General features: G+C 71.0%; 16 protein-coding genes and 1 riboswitch. Of the genes, 15 read left to right on the top strand and 1 reads right to left on the bottom strand.

Annotated elements, in window-relative coordinates:
- Positions 1–225 precede the first annotated feature (225 nt).
- The 4 genes from ileS (at position 226) to ndk (ending at position 5,981) form a co-directional block, all read left to right on the top strand.
- On the top strand, positions 226–3,537 hold the full coding sequence (gene ileS / locus FS770_RS00725) for an isoleucine--tRNA ligase (protein WP_145009260.1): 3,312 nt from the start codon (positions 226–228) through the stop codon (positions 3,535–3,537).
- The gene (locus FS770_RS00720) at positions 3,534–4,904 is read left to right on the top strand and encodes a bifunctional folylpolyglutamate synthase/dihydrofolate synthase (protein WP_145009256.1); all 1,371 of its coding nucleotides are present in this window, start codon (positions 3,534–3,536) and stop codon (positions 4,902–4,904) included. Before ileS ends, FS770_RS00720 begins: the two co-directional genes overlap by 4 nt.
- Before the next feature lie 45 nt (positions 4,905–4,949).
- On the top strand, positions 4,950–5,393 hold the full coding sequence (locus FS770_RS00715) for a DUF4233 domain-containing protein (RefSeq protein ID WP_145009253.1): 444 nt from the start codon (positions 4,950–4,952) through the stop codon (positions 5,391–5,393).
- A gap of 174 nt (positions 5,394–5,567) precedes the next feature.
- Positions 5,568–5,981: a nucleoside-diphosphate kinase gene (gene ndk, locus FS770_RS00710; RefSeq protein WP_144942594.1), complete on the top strand. Its 414-nt coding sequence runs from the start codon at positions 5,568–5,570 to the stop codon at positions 5,979–5,981.
- Positions 5,982–6,165: 184 nt separating this feature from the next.
- Here the strand turns inward: ndk and FS770_RS00705 are convergent, their stop codons facing one another.
- Positions 6,166–6,813, bottom strand: a complete 648-nt coding sequence (locus FS770_RS00705; RefSeq protein ID WP_145009251.1) for a vitamin K epoxide reductase family protein — start codon at positions 6,811–6,813, stop codon at positions 6,166–6,168.
- Between the two features lie 447 nt (positions 6,814–7,260).
- On the opposite strand from FS770_RS00705, the gene FS770_RS00700 reads away from it, so the two are divergent.
- The 11 genes from FS770_RS00700 to rsfS all read left to right on the top strand — a co-directional run bounded on the left by FS770_RS00700 (position 7,261) and on the right by rsfS (position 20,059).
- Positions 7,261–10,527 (top strand): Rne/Rng family ribonuclease, encoded by a 3,267-nt coding sequence (locus tag FS770_RS00700; RefSeq protein WP_145009249.1) that lies wholly within the window; start codon positions 7,261–7,263, stop codon positions 10,525–10,527.
- Between the two features lie 87 nt (positions 10,528–10,614).
- A riboswitch (TPP riboswitch) is annotated at positions 10,615–10,709 on the top strand.
- On the top strand, positions 10,697–12,337 hold the full coding sequence (locus FS770_RS00695) for a bifunctional hydroxymethylpyrimidine kinase/phosphomethylpyrimidine kinase (RefSeq protein WP_244944669.1): 1,641 nt from the start codon (positions 10,697–10,699) through the stop codon (positions 12,335–12,337). Its footprint overlaps the riboswitch before it by 13 nt.
- Before the next feature lie 243 nt (positions 12,338–12,580).
- Positions 12,581–12,892, top strand: coding sequence for a 50S ribosomal protein L21 (rplU, locus tag FS770_RS00690; RefSeq protein ID WP_055083891.1), 312 nt, complete (start codon positions 12,581–12,583; stop codon positions 12,890–12,892).
- 45 nt (positions 12,893–12,937) lie between these two features.
- Positions 12,938–13,192: a 50S ribosomal protein L27 gene (gene rpmA, locus FS770_RS00685; protein WP_012398199.1), complete on the top strand. Its 255-nt coding sequence runs from the start codon at positions 12,938–12,940 to the stop codon at positions 13,190–13,192.
- A 152-nt stretch (positions 13,193–13,344) separates the two neighbouring features.
- Positions 13,345–14,955, top strand: coding sequence for a GTPase ObgE (gene obgE, locus FS770_RS00680; protein ID WP_145009247.1), 1,611 nt, complete (start codon positions 13,345–13,347; stop codon positions 14,953–14,955).
- Entirely contained in the window at positions 14,948–16,222 is a 1,275-nt protein-coding gene (gene proB, locus FS770_RS00675) for a glutamate 5-kinase (protein WP_244944668.1), read from the top strand. Before obgE ends, proB begins: the two co-directional genes overlap by 8 nt.
- Positions 16,223–16,330: 108 nt before the next feature.
- A complete protein-coding gene (locus tag FS770_RS00670) occupies positions 16,331–17,626 on the top strand; it encodes a glutamate-5-semialdehyde dehydrogenase (RefSeq protein WP_244944667.1) in 1,296 nt (431 codons plus the stop codon).
- A 79-nt stretch (positions 17,627–17,705) separates the two neighbouring features.
- Positions 17,706–17,963, top strand: a complete 258-nt coding sequence (locus FS770_RS00665; protein ID WP_145009243.1) for a hypothetical protein — start codon at positions 17,706–17,708, stop codon at positions 17,961–17,963.
- A 101-nt stretch (positions 17,964–18,064) separates the two neighbouring features.
- The gene (gene nadD, locus FS770_RS00660; RefSeq protein WP_244944743.1) at positions 18,065–18,757 is read left to right on the top strand and encodes a nicotinate-nucleotide adenylyltransferase; all 693 of its coding nucleotides are present in this window, start codon (positions 18,065–18,067) and stop codon (positions 18,755–18,757) included.
- Positions 18,754–19,620, top strand: a complete 867-nt coding sequence (locus FS770_RS00655) for a hypothetical protein (protein WP_145009241.1) — start codon at positions 18,754–18,756, stop codon at positions 19,618–19,620. Before nadD ends, FS770_RS00655 begins: the two co-directional genes overlap by 4 nt.
- A 34-nt stretch (positions 19,621–19,654) precedes the next feature.
- Entirely contained in the window at positions 19,655–20,059 is a 405-nt protein-coding gene (gene rsfS, locus FS770_RS00650; RefSeq protein WP_145009239.1) for a ribosome silencing factor, read from the top strand.
- Positions 20,060–20,112: the final 53 nt, after the last annotated feature.

The following is a 20,112-nucleotide window of genomic DNA, read 5'->3' as shown; positions in this document are numbered from 1 at the left end:
CTGATCCGGCCATCACCGGGGAGCCCCTCCGGAAGAACCGGCCGCCAGCGGCCCCAGTAGAACCGGACGTCCCGGGCACGTGACAGCCCTCAACGAGCGGCCCGCGGCGTCGTCGGCAGCAGCCGGCGAGGCGGCGGACAAGCGAGGTGGTACCGCGCCACCGGCGCCCCGTGCGCCCGGGCGTCCTCGCATCCTGAAACCGTTGTCATCTCAGGATGGAGCACCGTGTCCGACTCTTTCGTGTATCCCAAGGCGAGCACCGACCCCGCCGCTCAGGGTGTGCCGCCCGCACCGCGGCTTCCGCTCATCGAGGAGCGGGTGCTCGAGTACTGGAAGCTGGATCACACCTTCCAGGCCAGCATCGACCAGCGTGAGCGCGGCGAGGACGGCTCCAACGAGTTCGTCTTCTACGACGGCCCTCCCTTCGCCAACGGCCTGCCCCACTACGGCCACCTGCTCACCGGCTACGTCAAGGACCTCGTGGCCCGCTACCAGACCCAGCAGGGCCGCCGCGTGGAGCGCCGCTTCGGCTGGGACACCCACGGTCTGCCCGCCGAGCTGGAGGCCATGAAGCAGCTGGGGATGACCGACAAGCAGGAGATCGAGTCGATGGGCATCGACAAGTTCAACGACGCCTGCCGCTCCTCCGTGCTCACCTACGCCACCGAGTGGCAGGACTACGTGACCCGCCAGGCCCGCTGGGTGGACTTCGAGAACGACTACAAGACGCTGAACCCGGACTACATGGAGTCCGTGATCAGCGCGTTCAAGGCCCTCGACGACAAGGGCCTCGTCTACTCCGGCTACCGCGTGCTGCCGTACTGCTGGAAGGACGAGACGCCGCTGTCCAACCACGAGCTGCGCATGGACGACGACGTCTACAAGATGCGCCAGGACACCTCCCTGACCGTGGCGTTCCGGCTCTCGGCCGACACCTCCTGGGCCGCGGAGCCCGCCGTGGCCGCGGAGCTCGCCGGCGCCGAGGCCATCGCCTGGACCACCACCCCCTGGACCCTGCCCACCAACGAGGCGCTCGCCGTCGGGCCCGCAGTCGACTACGCACTGGTGCCCGGTGCGGGGGAGCTGGCGGGCCGCCGCTTCCTCGTGGCCGCGGAGCTGGCACCCGGCTACGCGAAGGACCTGGGCTACGGCGACGCCGAGGACCCGGCCGCCGCCGTGCGGGACGCGGTCACGGCGCACTACACGGGTGAGCAGCTCGCGGGCATCCGCTACGCCCCGCTGTGGGACTACTTCACCGACGCTGAGCGCTTCGGCACCGAGCATGCGTGGCAGATCCTCGTGGCGGACTACGTGACGACGACGGACGGCACGGGCATCGTGCACCAGGCCCCGGCCTACGGCGAGGACGACCAGTGGACGTGCGCCGAGCACGACATCCCGGTGGTGCTCACCGTGGACGAGAGCGGCCGGTTCTACCCGTTCTTCGCGGACGACTCGCTGGCCGAGGGCGCTCCGCTGGCCGCGCTCGCGGGGCTGAACGTGTTCGACAAGGAGGTAACCCGCACCGTGGTGCGCGACCTGCGTGAGCGCGGCGTGCTGGTGCGTGAGGCCTCCTACGAGCACTCCTACCCGCACTGCTGGCGCTGCCGGAACCCGTTGATCTACCGGGCGGTGTCCTCGTGGTTCGTGAGCGTCACCGCGTTCAAGGACCGCATGGTCGAGCTGAACCAGGAGATCAACTGGATCCCGGGCAACGTCAAGGACGGCCAGTTCGGCAAGTGGCTCGAGAACGCCCGCGACTGGTCGATCTCGCGCAACCGCTACTGGGGCTCGCCCATCCCCGTGTGGGAGTCCAGCGACCCCAACCACCCGCGCCGGGACGTCTACGGCTCGCTCGCGGAGATCGAGCGGGACTTCGGCCGACTGCCGCGCAACGCCTCCGGCGAGGTGGACCTGCACCGGCCGTGGATCGACGACCTCACGCGCCCCAACCCGGACGACCCCACGGGGCAGTCCGTGATGCGCCGGGTGCCCGAGGTGCTGGACGTGTGGTTCGACTCCGGGTCCATGCCCTACGCCCAGGTGCACTACCCCATGGAGAACCGCGAGTGGTTCGAGACGCACAACCCCGGTGACTTCATCGTGGAGTACATCGGCCAGACCCGCGGCTGGTTCTACACGCTGCACATCCTGGCCACGGCGCTGTTCGACCGCCCGGCGTTCCGCAACGTGATCTCCCACGGCATCGTGCTGGGCTCGGACGGGCAGAAGATGTCCAAGTCCCTGCGCAACTACCCGGACGTCAACGAGGTCCTGGACCGGGACGGCTCGGACGCCATGCGCTGGTTCCTGATGTCCTCGCCCATCCTGCGCGGTGGCAACCTGGTGGTGACCGAGCAGGGCATCCGCGACGGCGTGCGACAGATGCTGCTGCCCCTGTGGAACGTCTACCACTTCTTCGGTCTCTACACGAACGCCGCGCACGGGGGAGCGGGCTACGACGCCCAGCTGCGTTACGACGCCGAGCACGTGATGGACCGCTACATCCTGGCCGAGACCGGTGCGCTGGTCACCGACACCAAGCGGCTGTTCGACGAGTACGACATCTGGGCGGCCGCCGAGCGGCTGCGCAGCTACATGGACACCCTCACCAACTGGTACGTGCGCCGTTCCCGTGAGCGGTTCTTCGAGGAGGACACGGAGGCGTTCGACGTGCTGTACACGTGCCTGGAGACGGTCTGCCGCGTGAGCGCGCCCCTGCTGCCGCTGATCAGCGAGGAGATCTGGCGCGGTCTCACGGGCGGGCGCTCCGTGCACCTGACCGACTGGCCGGACGCGTCCCTGTTCCCGCGGGACGAGGACCTGGTCACGGTCATGGACCGCACGCGCGCCATCAGCTCGGCGGGCTCCGGGTTGCGCAAGGCCAACAGCCTGCGCGTGCGCCAGCCGCTCGCAGGCATGACGGTCGCGGTTCCCGGTGCCCATGCCCTGGAAGGCACGTTCCAGGAGATCGTCGCGGACGAGCTCAACCTGCGCTCCGTGACCCTCGAGGACGCGGATGAGGTCTCTGCGGCCGATTACGGCATCTCCCAGGAGCTGAAGGTCAACGCCCGCGCGGCGGGCCCACGCCTGGGCAAGCAGGTGCAGCAGGTTATCAGGGCCACGAAGACGGGTGACTGGTCCGTGAGCGAGGAGGGCGGCGTCGTCGCCGGCGGGGTCGAGCTCCAGGAGGGCGAGTACGAGCTCGTCACCGTGGTCGACGACGCTGCGGCGAGCTCCGCGCGCGCCGTCACCGTGCTGCCGGGCGGCGGTTTCCTGGTGCTGGACACAGGGCTCACGGACGAGCTGCGCGCGGAGGGCGTCGCGCGCGACGTCGTGCGTGCCATCCAGCAGGCCCGCAAGGACGCCGCGCTGAACGTCTCCGACCGTATCCGCACCCGCGTGGCCGCGGACGCCACCACCGTGGCGGCCGTGGAGGCCAACCGCGATCTCGTGGCGGGGGAGACCCTGTCCGAGGAGCTGGAGCTGGTCCCCGCAACGGACCTGAGCGTGAGCGTGGAGGTGGTGTCCGCATGAGCGCGGCGAGCGAGCACGAGAACTTCGCGTCCGTGGAGGACATCTACCAGCACCTGCTCTCCCGCGCGCCGGAGGACCGCATGGCGCCGCGCCTGGACGCGGTGCAGCTGGCCGTGGAGGCCCTCGGGGACCCGCACCGCAGCGCCCCCGTGGTGCACGTGACCGGCACCAACGGCAAGACCTCCACCGCACGGCTGGTCGAGTCCCTGCTGCTGGCCCACGACCTGCGCGTGGGCCGCTACACGAGCCCGCACCTGGAGCGCGTGACCGAGCGGATCAGCATCGACGGCGAACCCGTCTCCGACGAGACCTTCGTGCGGATCTACGGCGAGATCGCCCCGTACCTGGACCTCGTGGACCGCCACCTGGAGGCGGACGGCGCCCCCCGGCTGACCTACTTCGAGACCCTCACGGTGCTCGCGTTCGCGGTCTTCGCGGACGAGCCCGTGGACGTGATGGTCCTGGAGGTGGGCATCGGCGGCTCGTGGGACGCCACCAACGTGGCGGACGCCGCGGTGTCCGTGGTGACGCCCATCGACCTCGACCACACCGGGATGCTCGGTGAAACTGTGGAGGAGATCGCCGGGGAGAAGTCCGGGATCGTGAAGCCCGGCGGGTTCCTCGTGAGCGCCGCGCAGCAGCCCGGCGCCGCCCAGGTGCTGCTCGAACGCGCCACGGAGCTCTCCGTCCCGTTCCGCTTCGAGGCAGTGGAGTTCGGGGTCGAGCAGCGCACCACCGCCGTGGGCGGACAGGTGATCACCCTGCAGGGCCTCGCCGCGCGCTACGAGGACCTCATGCTGCCGCTGTTCGGCGCCCACCAGGCGCAGAACGCCGCGGTGGCCGTGGCCGCCGTCGAGGCCCTGCTCGGGGGCGGCGAGAAGCCGCTGAACCAGGAGCTCGTGGCCGCTGGGCTCGGCGCCGCGTCCTCGCCGGGCCGGCTCGAGCTCGTGCGCACCGCCCCGCCCGTGCTGCTCGACGCCGCCCACAACCCGCACGGGCTGCTCGCCTCCGCGGCCGCCCTGCGCGAGGCGTTCACGTTCACCACCCTGAACCTCGTGGTGGGCGTGCTCCAGGACAAGGACTCCGAGGCCATGTTCCGTGTGCTCGCGGACGAGTACCGCGAGTTCGACGTGACCCTGTGGTGCACGCGCTCGCAGTCCCCGCGGGCCATGGACCCGCAGGAGCTGGCGGAGATCGCCGTGGACATGGGCTTCGACGAGGACGCCGTGCGTGTGGCACCGCGACTGGAGGACGCGTGCTCGGCCGCCGTCCAGGACGCCGTGGACCGGCACGCCTCGGACGGGGCCGTGCTGATCACCGGGTCGATCACCGTGGTGGGTGAGGCGCGTGCGCTGCTCGAGCTGTGACCCCCGCGCCCGAACCCGCCACCCCCGATCCTCGGAAGGAACCGCATGGCCCGCATGAGCAAGGCGCAGCGCGAGTGGCGCCCCGGACAGCCCAAGAAGAAGGGTTCGGTCAAGACGATGTTCGCGTCCAGCGTGCTGAGCATCGAGGCCTTCATCGTCTTCTTCGCCGCGCTGGCCGCGTTCGGACTGGTGGCACGGGACTGGAGCACTCCCGCAAAGGTCTGGCTGATGGTCGGGGCCGTGGTGCTCGCGGCGGTGTTCGTCATGGTGTGCGCCGTGCTGCGCAGGCCGTGGGGCTACGCCGCGGGGTGGGTGCTGCAGCTCGTGCTGATCGCCACGGGGTTCGTGGTCCCGGCCATGTTCGTGATCGGTGCCATGTGCGCCCTGGCCTGGTGGTACGCCGTGGTCAAGGGCGGAAGCATGGACCGGGAGAACGCCCAGCGCGCGGAGGAGCAGCGCCGCTGGGAGGAAGCCCACCCTCAGACCTGAACCGCCCGGGGCGGGCCCTGCCCCGGGCCGCGTTCCCGGACCCCCGGCCCGGGCGGATAGGCTCGCCACAGCACCCGACAACCCGGCAACGGCAGCGCCCTGCAGCTGAGAGGCACAGAGCGCGGTGCACCGCAGTGGACTCCCCGTGAGTCCGTGACCAGCAAGGAGATCCTCATGACGCAGCGCACCCTCGTCCTCGTGAAGCCGGACGGTGTCCAGCGCGGACTCACCGGCCAGATCCTGGCCCGCATCGAGGCCAAGGGCTATTCCCTGGCCGAGCTCAAGCACGTGACGGCCACCCGCGAGGTCCTGGAGCAGCACTACGCCGAGCACCAGGGCAAGCCATTCTTCGAACCGCTCGTGGAGTTCATGATGTCCGGGCCCGTGGTGGCCGCGGTCGTCGAGGGCGACCGCGTGATCGAGGGCTTCCGCAGCCTCGCAGGCGCCACCGAGCCCACCACGGCCGCCCCGGGCACCATCCGCGGCGATCTCGGGCGCGACTGGGGCGAGAAGGTCCAGAAGAACCTCGTGCACGGCTCCGACTCGCCCGAGTCCGCCGAGCGCGAGATCGGCATCTGGTTCGGCTGACCGGCTCTCGCCCGCCGGCAGGACGCGGACCTCGATCCGCAGAGACGACGACGGCGCGTCGCGGCCCCTGGACATGGTCCGGGAGCTCGCGGCGCGCCGGCGTCGCACGGTGCCGGGCGTCCGGCGGGGGAGCTCAGGTGGTCAGGGTGCCCGGGTGGAGAGGGCGCTCAGGTGACGAGGGCACTCAGCCGAAGATGACCGTGGCGAAGCGCACGGCGATCACGCCGAAGACCACCACCAGGGCGGCGATGCCGCTGAACCACGCCCACGCGGAGAGCCCGGAGTCCATCCCGCGCGGGGAGGAGCTGAGGATCCCGGCCTGGCGCATCCGGGCGGTGGTGTGCGCGAGCAGCAGGGTCTGGGCGCACCACACGATCATGCAGTAGAGGCACAGGGCGTTGATGTGGAAGGTGGTCTGCCACCACAGCCACAGGGTGAACACGGAACCCGCCGCGGTGCCCAGCCACAGCAGCACCCAGTACCAGCGCGCGTACCGGGCGCCGGCGAGCACACCCACGGCCACCGCGAGCACCACGGCGTAGGCCACGATGCCGATGAACGGGTTGGGGAAGCCGAAGAGCTCCGCCTGGGGGGTGCGCATCACGGTGCCGCAGGAGAGCCACGAGTTGAAGTCGCAGCTCGAGCGGTGGCCCGCGTCCTGGAAGATCGCGAGCCGTTCGGCCACGAGCACGGCGGAGGCGGCAAAGCCCACCACGGAGCACACGACGGCGAGCCAGGCCCAGGAGCGGTCCGCCCGGGGAACGGGAACGGGAGAGTGGTCCCGGACCGGATCGTAGGGGTGTGCGGCTGGTGCGGGGGATGTTGAGCTCACGCGCCCGATGGTAGACCACCTGTGTGGGCGTCCACTCGGTGCACCGCCGGGCCCGGGTGGGGAGTGCCCGCCGCCGGGATCACCTCCAGGAGGACCGTGTGCGCTGCACCACGCGGAATGCGCGGTGACAGGGGGACGACTGTGAGATACTGCAGGTGGTCGGCCCTCAGCCGCACATGAGGACCCGACCCGGCAGGAGCACCGATCGGCATCGGTGCGGACCCGCGGCTCTCAGAGGATCGAGCGCGTCCGCACCGGTCAAGTCCGCGGTCCCCAGGACCCAGCGGCTCGGGCATCCGTCGGCCCGTGGACGGCGCGCGTGACACACGCCACGCCCGCGGGTACGAAATCGACTTCCGGCGGCCGCGTGGAGAACACCGGCTCGACCGACCGAGCACACCTCGGGCCCGGGTGCGGGCGGTGCCCCGAGCAGGAGCACAACCACACATGGAACCTGAGCAGGAAAACTCCCAGTCCCCCCTGGAGGCCGCGGCCTCCACCCCAGTCGAGCAGGACGCCGCCGCTAGTACCGAGCCGGCCACCGCCTCCGTGGCGAACGACGCCGCTGCGGTTGCCGCGGCCGAGGAGGGCACCACCTCGGCCACGGTCGGCGAGATCCCCGCGGGGGACACCAAGGCCGCCGCCGCACTCGGTGCCTCAGCGCAGCCGTCCGCGGCGGAGCCCACCGACGCCGGTGCGGGTCAGGGCGAGGTCACGCCGTCGGAGTCCGGGCTGCAGCAGAGCGGGGCGGCCGAGACGGCCGAGGCCGTCGAGAACGTGACCGTGGAGGTCACCGAGGAGGAGACCGAGCCCCCCACGCAGGAGAACTTCGGCGCCTTCGGCCCCGGCGCGTCCCTGATGTTCCACGCGCCGGACCCGGACGAGATCCGCAAGGCCGCCGAGGCGCAGGCCGCTCGCCTCCGCGAGGCCGCCCAGGAGCGCGAGGCGCAGCGGGAGGCCGAGCGTGGCGCCCGCGGTGACCACGAGGACGAGGACGAGTTGGGCACCGCCTCCAGCAAGCGGCGTCGTCGTCGGCGCCGTGGCGAGGAGGACATGGAGCTCGTGGACGATTCCGACGGCTCCGTGACCCGCGTGCGCGCCCCCCGCGGCGGCTCCGAGGGCACCGGCCCGGACGAGGTGGTGGGCGTCAAGGGCTCCACGCGCCTGGAGGCGAAGCGACAGCGGCGCCGTGAGTCCCGCCAGTTCGGCCGCAAGCGCCACGTGATCACCGAGGCCGAGTTCCTCGCGCGCCGCGAGTCCGTGGAGCGCACGATGCTCGTGCGCCAGAAGGAGAACCGGATCCAGATCGGCGTGCTGGAGGACGGAATCCTCGCGGAGCACTTCGTCTCCCACACGCAGCAGGACTCCCTGATCGGCAACGTGTACGTGGGCAAGGTACAGAACGTGCTGCCGTCCATGGAGGCGGCGTTCGTGGACATCGGGCGCGGCCGCAACGCCGTGCTCTACGCCGGTGAGGTGGACTGGGACGCCGCCGAGCTCGGCAAGAAGCCCCGCAAGATCGAGAACGCCCTGAAGTCAGGGGACGCCGTCCTCGTGCAGGTCACCAAGGATCCGGTGGGCCACAAGGGTGCACGCCTGACGAGCCAGGTCTCGCTGCCCGGCCGCTACCTCGTGTACGTGCCAGGAGGCTCTATGACGGGGATCTCCCGCAAGTTGCCGGACGTCGAGCGGCAGCGGCTGAAGAAGATCCTCAAGGACCGCCTGCCCGAGGGCGCGGGCGTGATCGTGCGCACCGCGGCGGAGGGTGCCTCCGAGACGGAGCTGACCAACGACATCAACCGGCTGCGGTCCCAGTGGGAGCAGATCCAGGAGAAGGCCGCGTCCACCAAGACGCTCGCCCCGGAGATGCTCTACGCGGAGCCGGACCTGACCATCAAGACCGTCCGCGACGTCTTCAACGAGGACTTCACCGCCATGGTGGTCCAGGGCGAGCAGGCGTGGGACAACATCGAGGCCTACGTGACCTACGTGGCCCCGGACCTGCTGGACCGGCTGCACCGCTGGACCGAGGACGAGGACCTCTTCGAGCACATGCGCGTGGAGGAGCAGATCCACAAGGCGCTGGAGCGCAAGGTGTTCCTGCCCTCCGGTGGCTCCCTGGTGATCGACCGCACCGAGGCCATGACCGTGGTGGACGTCAACACGGGCAAGTTCACGGGCTCCGGCGGCAACCTCGAGGAGACCGTCACCAAGAACAACCTGGAGGCTGCCGAGGAGATCGTGCGCCAGCTGCGGCTGCGGGACATCGGCGGGATCATTGTGGTCGACTTCATCGACATGGTGCTCGAGTCCAACCGCGACCTCGTGCTGCGCCGGCTCGTGGAGTGCCTGGGCCGGGACCGCACCAAGCACCAGGTGGCCGAGGTGACCTCGCTGGGTCTCGTGCAGATGACGCGCAAGCGCATGGGCACCGGACTGCTCGAAGTCTTCTCGGAGCCCTGCGAGGAGTGCGCGGGACGCGGCGTCGTCGTCCACGACCACCCGCTCCAGGGCCGCTCCAGCGCCGCGCCCACGGACCACCGTGGCAACCGCAACGAGCGCAAGCGCTCTCGCTCCGGCAAGCCCCAAAGCAACCAGCAGCAGGGGCACTCCAAGTCCCAGAACCGGGGCGCGGGCTCGGAGGAGCAGGAGAACCAGGCCCGCGCCGAGGCCACCCGCGCTGCGCTCGCGAACATCGCCTCAGCCTCCACGCACGAGGACGACGACGCCGCGCAGCACGGTTCCGGTGCCGAGGCCACCCCGCAGGGTGGCGGCCAGAACCGGCAGGGCTCGGACACGGACGGTACTCCCGAGACTCACGGCTCCGCGGGCACCCACGGGGACTTGGACAACCGCAGCACCTCGGACGGCGAGTCCGACGGCGGCCGCCGCCGCAAGAAGCGCCGCGGCAAGCGCAGCCGGGGCCGTGGGCCGCAGGGCGAGGAGAATGGCACCCAGCAGGAGGGCTCGGCGGACGCGGGAGACTCCTCCGAGGGTGCGGACAGCTCCTCCAGCGTCACGATCCACGGCGAGGTCATCGAACTCCCGCAGGGACAGTCCGGCCAGGACCGCTCCGGCGCGCGTGACGTCGCAGGGCCCGGGGAGTCGCTCTCGCTGGACTCGCTGACGGCGGCGTTCACAGAGGAGACCTCCGGTGACTCCGCGCAGTCGGGGAAGAACCGTGGCGGATCCGGTGCGCCGGAGTCCGAGAGCTTCGACGGCTCCGAGGGCAAGGGCCCCGAGACCGCTGATTCCGGCTCGCGCGGGGGCAGCTCCCGCAACCGTTCGTCCAACGGCCGTGGCGGGTCCCGCCAGGGCAGCCGCCGCGCAGGACGCGACGGTGGTGCCGAGCAGGGCGGCCGTCAGGACGCGGAGTCGAACGCCCCGACATCCACCGGAAAGACCGCAGCGCCCGCGCAGAACGGGGGCGCGGGCAGCCGTTCCGGCGTTCCCGCCACCACTGCCCAGCCAGCGGCCGAGACGCCGGCACCGGCGCGGCGTCGTCGTGGCTCGCGCCGTGCGGTGGCGCCGGCTGCCGCCCCCGGCACAGCGAGCGTGACCACCCAGGAGTACGAGGCGCAGAAGTCCACCGTCAGCCGCTTCACCGCGGCGGCCACCGGCCCGAAGAAGGCCGCGACCATGGACGGGCAGCCCACCGTGGTGGGCGTGGGTGTGAAGGCCCAGGACATCACGATGACCCGCAAGGGAGAGTGAACGCCGCCGCACCCCACTGGTGCGAGAGGTGAACCGATGCCGCAGGGGCGTCCGGAGGGATCCGGGCGCCCCTGTGGCATGATCGGTGGAGCACACACGGGGTGCCGCGCCACGCGGCTGAGAACACACCCGTCGAACCTGATCTAGCTCGCACTAGCGAAGGGATGTCGTGAACACCGCACCCGTCCTCACCGTGCCCCGCGTCCTGTCGATCGCCGGGACGGACCCCACCGGCGGCGCTGGCCACGCCGCGGACCTGAAGTCGATCGCCGCGATGGGCGGCTACGGCCTCAGCGTTGTCACCGCGGTGGTCGCCCAGAACACGCAGGGCGTGCGCAGCGTGCACACCCCTCCCGTCGACATTCTGCGCGCGCAGCTGGACGCGGTCTCGGACGATGTCGAGCTCGACGCCGTGAAGGTGGGGATGCTCGGTTCCGTGGACGTCATCGAGACGGTCCGGCAGTGGCTCGCGGCCGGTCGCGCGCCCGTGGTCGTTGTCGACCCCGTGATGGTCGCCACCGCCGGCGGGCGGCTGCTGGAGCGCGAGGCGGAGGAGGCTCTGCGCGGACTGCTGCCCGCGGCGGACCTCATCACCCCGAACCTTCCCGAGTTGGCGGTGCTCGCGGAGCGCCCCGTGGCCACCACGTGGGACGAGGCGCTCGCGCAGGGCCGCGCCGTCTCCGACGCCTTCGGCACGCGCGTGCTCGTCAAGGGCGGGCACCTGGGCGGCGAGCTCACGCCGGACGCCCTCGTGGTCCCGGGCGTCCACGAGCCGGTGGCCGAGTTCACCGGACCGCGCGTGGTCACACGCAACACCCACGGCACGGGCTGCTCACTGTCCTCCGCCGTGGCCACCGTGGTGGCTCGCACGGGGGACTGGGCCGGGGGCATCGGTACGGCCCGCGAGTGGCTGCGGGCCGCACTGCGCACCGCGGACACCCTGCACGTGGGCCACGGCAACGGCCCGGTGCACCACATGCACCACGTACAGGCCCTGGTCACGGACCCGCAGTTCCTGGCCGAGGCCTGCGCCGCCGACGCCACCGAGGCAGCGGACCCGGACGGCGCCGCCCCCGCGGGCGCAGCCACGCAGGGAGCCCCGGCGGCCTCGGACGTCTCGCCAAGGGAGCCATCCGCCGGCGACCTGGTCCCGGGCGATCGGTTCACCGACGAGCTGTGGGCGGACAGCGCCGAGATCCGGGAGCAGATCGCGCAGCTGGACTTCATCCGGGGCCTGGGGAACGGCACCCTGGGACCCGAGGCGTTCGAGTGGTACCTGGACCAGGACATGCAGTACCTCGAGTACTACTCCCGCGCGCTGGCCCTGCTCGCCGCGGCCGCCCCGGACGAGGACACCCGGGAGCACTTCGCGTCTGCCTCGGCATCGGTGGTCACCGCGGAGACCGCCCTGCACCGCGCCCGCCTGGCCGGGCGGGCACCCCACGAGCCGTCCGAGACAACGAGCGCCTACGCGGATTTCCTGCTGGCCCGCACCGGGCAGGACGGCTTCGCCGTGGGAGCGGCGGCCATCCTGCCCTGCTACTGGCTCTACGCCCATGTGGGGACCGAGCTCATGGAGCGTGCCCGCGCGGTGGGGTGGGAAGAGCATCCGTACGCGGACTGGCTGGCCACCTACAGCGATCCGGGGTTCCAGGCGGCCACCGATACGGTGCGCCGCGCCGTGGACCGCGCGGCTGCCGTCGCCAACCCGGCGAGCCGCTCCGAGATGCGGCGCGTGTTCCTGCGGGCGTGCCGACTCGAACTGGCATTCTTCGCCCAGACCGCGCGGGGGAGCAGCAAGGAGGGGTGATTGGCGTGACTTCCCCGCATCGGGTAGTCTGGGCTGTCGGTGCCGGGCATCGCTGTGCGTCATATCCATGATCCGCACGCGGGAGCGGCACACTCGGGCGAACACCCTGTTCTGATGCGACAGCCACGTGGTACGCGGTCGGTCCTCGACCACCGCAGCGGGCTGACTCGACATTCGCAGCATCCAGGAGTCCGCCCGACCCACACACGCAGTCCATAGATGTCGAGAGAAGTGAGTTCCCAAGTGGTGTACGCGATTGTCCGCGCAGGCGGCCGCCAGGAGAAGGTTTCCGTAGGAGACCTCGTGACCCTTGACCGCGTCGCCGGCGAGGCAGGCAGCACCGTAGAGCTTCCTGCGCTGCTGCTGGTCGATGGGGACAAGGTCACCTCCGACTCCAAGACCCTGGCCGACGTCAAGGTCACGGCCGAGATCATCGAGGACCTGCGCGGTCCCAAGATCTCGATCATGAAGTACAAGAACAAGACCGGTTACAAGAAGCGTCAGGGCTTCCGCGCCGAGCTGACCACCGTCAAGATCACCGGCATCAACGCCTGATCCTCCCGGTCCCCGATACATTTTCAACGAAGGTAGGCACACACCATGGCACACAAGAAGGGTGCGAGCTCCACTCGCAACGGCCGTGACTCCAACGCCCAGTACCTGGGCGTGAAGCGCTTCGGCGGCCAGTCCGTCAACGCCGGCGAGATCATCGTCCGTCAGCGCGGAACGCACTTCCACCCCGGCCTGAACATGGGTCGCGGCAAGGACGACACACTGTTCGCCCTGGCCGCCGGTGTCGTCGAGTTCGGCACCCGCCGTGGCCGCCGCGTGGTCAACATCCAGACCGCCGAGTAGTCAGTTCTTCCGGACCCCAGGGTCCACCCGTCGCCGACTCGTGCGGTGACGACCACTAGAGGGTGGGCGCTCTACGCGCTCACCCTCTATTCTTTTCACCAGAGACCAACGGGTCCCGCGCACGGCGGGCCACCCAGATCCCGAGGAGCCACGTGGCCAGTTTTGTTGATCGAGTCGTCGTGCACGCCACCGGCGGCAACGGGGGCCACGGCTGCGTGTCCGTCAAGCGCGAGAAGTTCAAGCCCCTGGGCGGACCGGACGGCGGCAACGGGGGCGACGGCGGGTCGGTGATCCTGCGCGTGGACGGGCAGTCCACCACGCTGCTGGGCTTCCACCACGCCCCGCACCAGAAGGCCCCGAACGGCGAGCCGGGCAAGGGAGACATGCGCCACGGCTTCAAGGGCCAGGACCTGGTGCTCTCCGTCCCGGACGGCACCGTTGTCAAGGACCGCGAGGGCAATGTGCTCGCGGACCTGCTGGGAGAAGGCAGCGAGTACGTGCTGGCCGCCGGCGGCATGGGCGGCCGGGGCAACGCGGCGCTGGCCTCACCCAAGCGCAAGGCACCGGGCTTCGCACTGCTCGGCACCCCCGGTGAGGAGCAGGAGGTCGAGCTCGAACTGAAGTCCATCGCGGACATCGCGCTCGTGGGCTTCCCCTCCGCCGGCAAGTCCAGCCTGATCGCGGCCATGAGCGCCGCCCGCCCCAAGATCGCGGACTACCCCTTCACCACGCTCGTCCCCAACCTGGGCGTGGTGCAGGCGGGGGACACCCGCTTCACGGTCGCTGACGTTCCCGGCCTAATCCCCGGCGCGTCCGAGGGCAAGGGCCTGGGCCTGGAGTTCCTGCGCCACGTGGAGCGCTGCGCCGCTCTCGTGCACGTGATCGACTGCGCCACGCTGGAGCCCGGCCGCGACCCCCTCACGGACCTGGATGCCCTGGAGGAGGAACTCGCCCACTACGCGGAGGCCGTGCGGGACGAGGACCCCACCGCGGTCCCGCTCACCGAGCGCCCGCGGCTCGTGGTCTTGAACAAGGTGGACGTGCCGGACGCCAGGGAGCTCGCCAACTTCATCCGCCCGGAGCTCGAGCAGCGCGGCTACCCCGTCTTCGAGGTCTCCACCGCCTCCCACGAGGGCCTGCGGGAGCTCGGCTTCGCCATGGCGGCGCTCGTGTCCGAGGCGCGGGAGCAGGAGGAGAGGCGAGCGGAGGAGCAGCGCACGGTGACGGTTCTGCAGCCGGAGCCCGCGCGGCGTCGTCGTGGCCGGGACCGCCGCGAGTTCGTGATCACCCGCGAGGACCGGGCGGAGGAGCCTCTGTACCACGTACGGGGCGAGAAGCCCGAGCGGTGGGTGCTGCAGACGGACTTCAACAACGACGAGGCCGTGGGCTACCTCGCGGACCGCTTCGCCAAGCTCGGCATCGAGGACGAGCTGTTCCGGATCGGGGCCAAGCCGGGCAACGCCGTGCTGATCGGGCCCGAGGAGAACGGCGTGGTCTTCGACTGGGAGCCCACCATGGTGGGCGGCGCCGAGCTGCTGGGCGGGCCCCGCGGCTCGGACCTGCGCATGGAGGAGACCTCCCGGCCCACCCGGCGCGAGAAGCGCGAGCAGTTCTACGACCGCATGGACGCCAAGTCCGAGGCGCGCGCCGAGCTCGAGGAGGAGCGACGGGCCGGGATCTGGACCGAGTCCGTGGACGAGGCGAGGTCCCGTCGCCGGGAGGGCGGCACCGGTGAGACGAAGGAGTCGGACGACAGTGAGTGAGCAGCCGCACCGTGAGAAGACCCCCGCAGAGACGATTGACGTGTCCGCCGTGGAGCAGCAGGCCTCGAAGTCCGCGATCCAGCTCAGCACGGAGAGCCGCGGGAAGAACCGCCGCTCCGCGATCACGAGCCGGGAGCAGCTGCCCGAGGCCCGCCGCGTCGTCGTGAAGGTGGGCTCGTCCTCCCTGACGTCCATCGAGAACTCGATCGACGAGAACGCGCTGCGCGGCATCGTGGACGCCCTCGGGCGGGTCAAGGCACAGGGCGTGGAGATCGTCTTCGTGTCCTCTGGTGCCATCACGGCCGGGCTGCAACCGCTGGGGCTCTCCCGGCGGCCCAAGGACCTCTCCACCAAGCAGGCCGCGGCTTCGGTGGGCCAGGGGCTGCTGATCTCGCGCTACACCGAGTACTTCGCGCGCTACCACGTGACCGTGGGGCAGGTGCTGCTCACGGCAGAGGACCTGATGCGCCACTCGCAGTACAAGAACGCGCACCGCCAGATCGAGCGGCTGCTGGACCTGGGGATCCTGCCGATCGTCAACGAGAACGATGCCGTGGCCACCCACGAGATCAAGTTCGGCGACAACGACAGGATCGCCGCGCTCGTGGCGCACCTGATCAAGGCGGACGCCCTGCTGCTGCTCTCGGACGTGGACGCGCTCTACACCAAGCCCCCGCAGGACGGTGGGGAGCGGATCGCAACGGTCACGGACCCGATCACGGATCTCGAGGGCGTGGAGATCGGGACCATCGGCCGCGCCGGAGTGGGCTCCGGCGGCATGGTCACCAAGGTCGAGGCGGCGCGGATCGCGGCGGCGTCGGGCATCCCGGCGCTCGTGACGTCCGCGGCGAACATCGAGCGCGCCCTCGCTGGGGAGGACGTGGGCACGTGGTTCGCCACGACCGGCGGGCGTCGCAACGTGCGGTTGCTGTGGCTTGCCCACCTCGCGGACATCAAGGGCACCCTGACCCTGGACGACGGCGCCGTGGACGCGATTCGCGGCCGCCGGTCCCTGCTCGCGGCGGGTGTCACGGCCGTGAGCGGCACGTTCACGGCGGGAGACCCGGTGTCCATGGTGGACTCCGAGGGCAGCGAGGTGGGCCACGGGCTCGTCAACTATGGTTCGGACGAGATCCCCGGGATGCTCGGCAAGCGCACCGACGAGCTAGGGGAGGAGTTCGGCGAGGACTACGCCCGCGAGCTCGTCCACGTGGACAACCTCGTGAACCTGCGCCGCCGCTCCGCCCGCACGAAGCTCAAGCAGTAGGCCGCGGCGCCCACCGCCCCCGTTCGACACGCCCGACGAGCTGGCGACACGACGTCGTACCGCTCCCCAGCAAGCCCTCGACAAGCAGGAGGAACAGTGGCCGAGAACATGTCAGTGCTGACCGCGCAGGAGACCTTCGGGGACGACCCCGTGAAGGGTGTGGGCCTGATGGCCGACGACGCCCGCGTTGCAGCCCGCAGCCTCGCCCGCGCCCCGCGCGCGTGGAAGGACCGCGCCCTTAACCTGATGGCCGACCGGATCGAGTCCCGCCGGGACAGCATTCTGGAGGCCAACGCGCGCGACCTGGAGCGCGGGCGCCAGGACGGCACATCCGCCGCGATGCTGGACCGGCTGAAGCTGGACCCCGAGCGGATCACGGGGCTCGCGGACGCCCTGCGCGAGCTCGCGGCACTGCCGGATCCCGTGGGATCGGTGGTGCGAGGGCAGACGCTGGCCAACGGGCTGCGGATGCGGCAGATCCGGGTGCCCATGGGCGTCGTCGGCGTGATCTACGAGGCGCGGCCCAACGTGACCGTGGACATCGCCGGGATCGCCGTGAAGTCCGGCAACGCCGTGCTGCTGCGTGGCGGCTCCGCGGCCTTCGACTCCAACCGGGCGCTCGTGGGCGTGCTGCGGGACGCGCTGGCGGACGCCAAGCTGCCCGCGGACTGCGTGCAGACCGTGGACGACTACGGCCGCGAGGGCGCCAACGCCCTGATGGGCGCGCGCGGCAAGGTGGACGTGCTGATCCCGCGTGGTGGTCGGGGCCTGATCCAGTCCGTGGTCACCAACGCCACCGTGCCGGTGATCGAGACGGGCGAGGGCAACGTGCACGTGTTCGTGGACGAGTCCGCCCCCGCGGAGATGGCCGTGAAGGTGGTGGTGAACTCCAAGACCCACCGCACCTCCACGTGCAACTCCGCCGAGACGCTGCTGCTGCACAGCGGTGCTCCGGAGGCTTCCCGCGAGGTGCTGGCCGCGCTCGACAAGGCCGGGGTCACGCTGCACGTGGACGACCGTGCTGCGGCCCTGCTCCCCCCAGGCTCAGACCACCTGAAGGCCACCGAGGAGGACTGGGCCACGGAGTACCTGGACATGGACATGGCCGTGAAGGTCGTGGACGGGCTGGGGGAGGCGCTCGAGCACATCCGGCGCTACTCCACGGGTCACACCGAGGCCATCGTGACCAACGACCTCGCGAATGCCGAGTGCTTCACCGCCGAGGTGGACTCCGCGGCCGCGCTGGTCAACGCGTCCACCCGCTTCACGGACGGTGGGCAGCTGGGGCTCGGGGCGGAGATCGGGATCTCCACCCAGAAGATGCACGCTCGGGGGCCCATGGGCCTGGAGGAGCTGACCACCACCAAGTGGGTCGTCCAGGGTGACGGCCACGTGCGCTCCTGAGACGTACCATGGAGGGGACGTCCCCCGGGAGGTCCGTCACCACCGCAGACCGGCCCCGCCGGCACGAGAAGGGAAACGCATGAGCTCGCTGCACCTGTTGTCCACCGCCACCGTCCTCGCCGCCGAGGAGGGCCACTCCGTCAACGAGAGCCTCCACGAGCTGGCCCCGGTCTTCGGTGGCATCGCGTTCGCGCTCTTCCTCCTCATGCTGCTCGCGGCCATGTCCTTCTCCTCCCGCGGCACCGCCCCGAAGATTGGGGAGTACGAGGACCCGTCCCAGCTTCCCGCGGACGAGCGTGCCATGCTGGCCGGCGTCGGCGAACCCGTCCGCCACTGATCGACCGATCGGCCCGCGTGAACGCTCCGAGCCCCTCGGCGACGTCCCCTGACGACCTGAAGATCCCCCCGCGCACACCCGGCAGGCTCCGGCTGGGCGTGATGGGAGGCACCTTCGACCCGATCCACCACGGTCACCTGGTGGCGGCGTCCGAGGTGGCCTCAGTCTTCGACCTCGACGAGGTGGTCTTCGTGCCCACGGGCGAGCCGTGGCAGAAGGCCGGCCAGGACGTCTCCGACGCCGAGCACCGCTACCTCATGACGGTGGTGGCCACAGCGTCGAACCCGCGGTTCACGGTGTCCCGCGTGGACATCGACCGCAATGGGCCCACCTACACGGTCGACACTCTGCGGGACCTGCACCGGCTGCGCCCTGACGCGGAGCTGTTCTTCATCACCGGCGCGGACGCGATGGCGGAAATCATCACCTGGAAGGGCGCGGCGGAGCTGTGGCGTCTCGCGCGTTTCGTGGGCGTCACCCGCCCGGGCCATGTGCTCTCCGCACCCGTGGGCTCGGAGAGCGTGTCCCTGCTCAACGTGCCCGCCATGGCCATCTCCTCCACGGACTGCCGGGCCCGCGTGGCCGTCGGCAAGCCCGTGTGGTACCTCGTCCCGGACGGCGTGGTGCAGTACATCAACAAGTACGGGCTCTACCGCGGCCCCGAGCGTCTGGACGCGGGCGCGTCCTCCGCCGGGCCTGCGCAGCCCCCCGCCGGGGAGTGTGCATCCTCCCCGGCTTTCGCCCCCACGGAGTCCACCGAGACCCCCCACTCGGCACACAGGAGCACCGCGTGAGCACATCCTCCGAGAAGAACGACGCCCCTGGCACCCCTCAGAACTGCCCCTGGGCCACGCACCCCGCCACCGGCGAGCACGAGCGGTTGTCCCCGCCCGCCCCCATGATCGAGCTGGACACCCCCGTGTCCTCTAAAGCGGTCAAGCCGCTTGGCCCGCGCCGGCTCGCGCGGCTGCAGCGCGAGATGGCCGAGCACGCGCGGGAGATCCAGGACGCGGAGCGCGCCAACCAGGGCACGGGGGTCGACGACGCCCTGCTCGCCAAGCAGCAGCGGCTCGCGGACCTCGCGGTCCGGGCCGCAGCGGCGAACGAACGGGACCGCCACGATGCGCAGCGCGCGCTGGCGCGCAGCGGAGACGCCGCCGCCCCGGAAGCTTCCGGGGCTGCGGCTGCCGGTGTCATGGTTCCCGGGACGGCCACGCCGCGCGCCGGGGTTCCTCGGACCACCACTGCCGGCATCCCGGCTCCGGGCACCCATGATCCGAGAGCTCAGGCCCCCGATGCTACGGCGACGTCGTGGCCCGCGAGTCCCGTGGACTACGGGCCGGGCCCGGCCACCACTCAGATCCCGATCTACATTGCGCCGGCCGAGGCGACTGCTGCGCCGGCCGCGGCTGAACCGGCCGCCGGCCCCGAAGCCGGGCCGGGGGAGCGTGCGGGGGGTGACGCCGCGGCGTCGTCAACCGAGGACTCGCACCACGCCCCACCCGGCCGGCCCGTCCGCGCCGTGGACGCCGAAGGGCTCGAGCTTTTGGAGCCTGGCGCCTACAGGAGCCGCGGCGGCTGGATGCGGTGGCTGCTGGTGCTGCTGCTCCTGGTGGTCGCGGCGCTGGCCGTGGTCCTGATCATGTTCATCCTGTAAGACACACACCCTTGCGAAAGGACAGCACGCCTCCGTGACTGCAACCACCGAATCCATCGACCTCGTCCGCGCCGCCGCTCAGGCCGCGGACCAGAAGAAGGCGGAGAACGTCATCGCGTTCGACGTCAGCGACAGCCTGGCCATCACCGAGGCTTTTCTGGTGGCCTCCGCGCCCAACGAGCGCCAGGTGGCCGCCGTGGTGGACGCCGTGGAGGACACATTGATTGAGCGCTTCGACCGCCGCCCCCTGCGCCGCGAGGGCAAGGGCGAGGGCCGCTGGGTGCTGCTCGACTACGGCGACGCCGTGATCCACGTGCTGCACGACGAGGACCGCGCGTTCTACGCCCTGGAGCGGCTCTGGGGCGACTCCCCAGCCATCGACGTGCAGCTGCCGGAAGCGCCCGTGGCCCCCGCCGACGCCGCCTCGCCGGCCGTCTGAGCGGCCACCGCGACAATTTGCGCCCGTCCATCCTGACTGTTTAGGATGGTCGA

The sequence above is a fragment of the Kocuria salsicia genome (assembly GCF_007681555.1).
GTDB classification, from domain to species: domain Bacteria; phylum Actinomycetota; class Actinomycetes; order Actinomycetales; family Micrococcaceae; genus Kocuria; species Kocuria salsicia.
The sequence above is the reverse complement of the archived record's forward strand: the minus strand, read 5'-3'. Positions and strand labels throughout refer to the sequence as shown.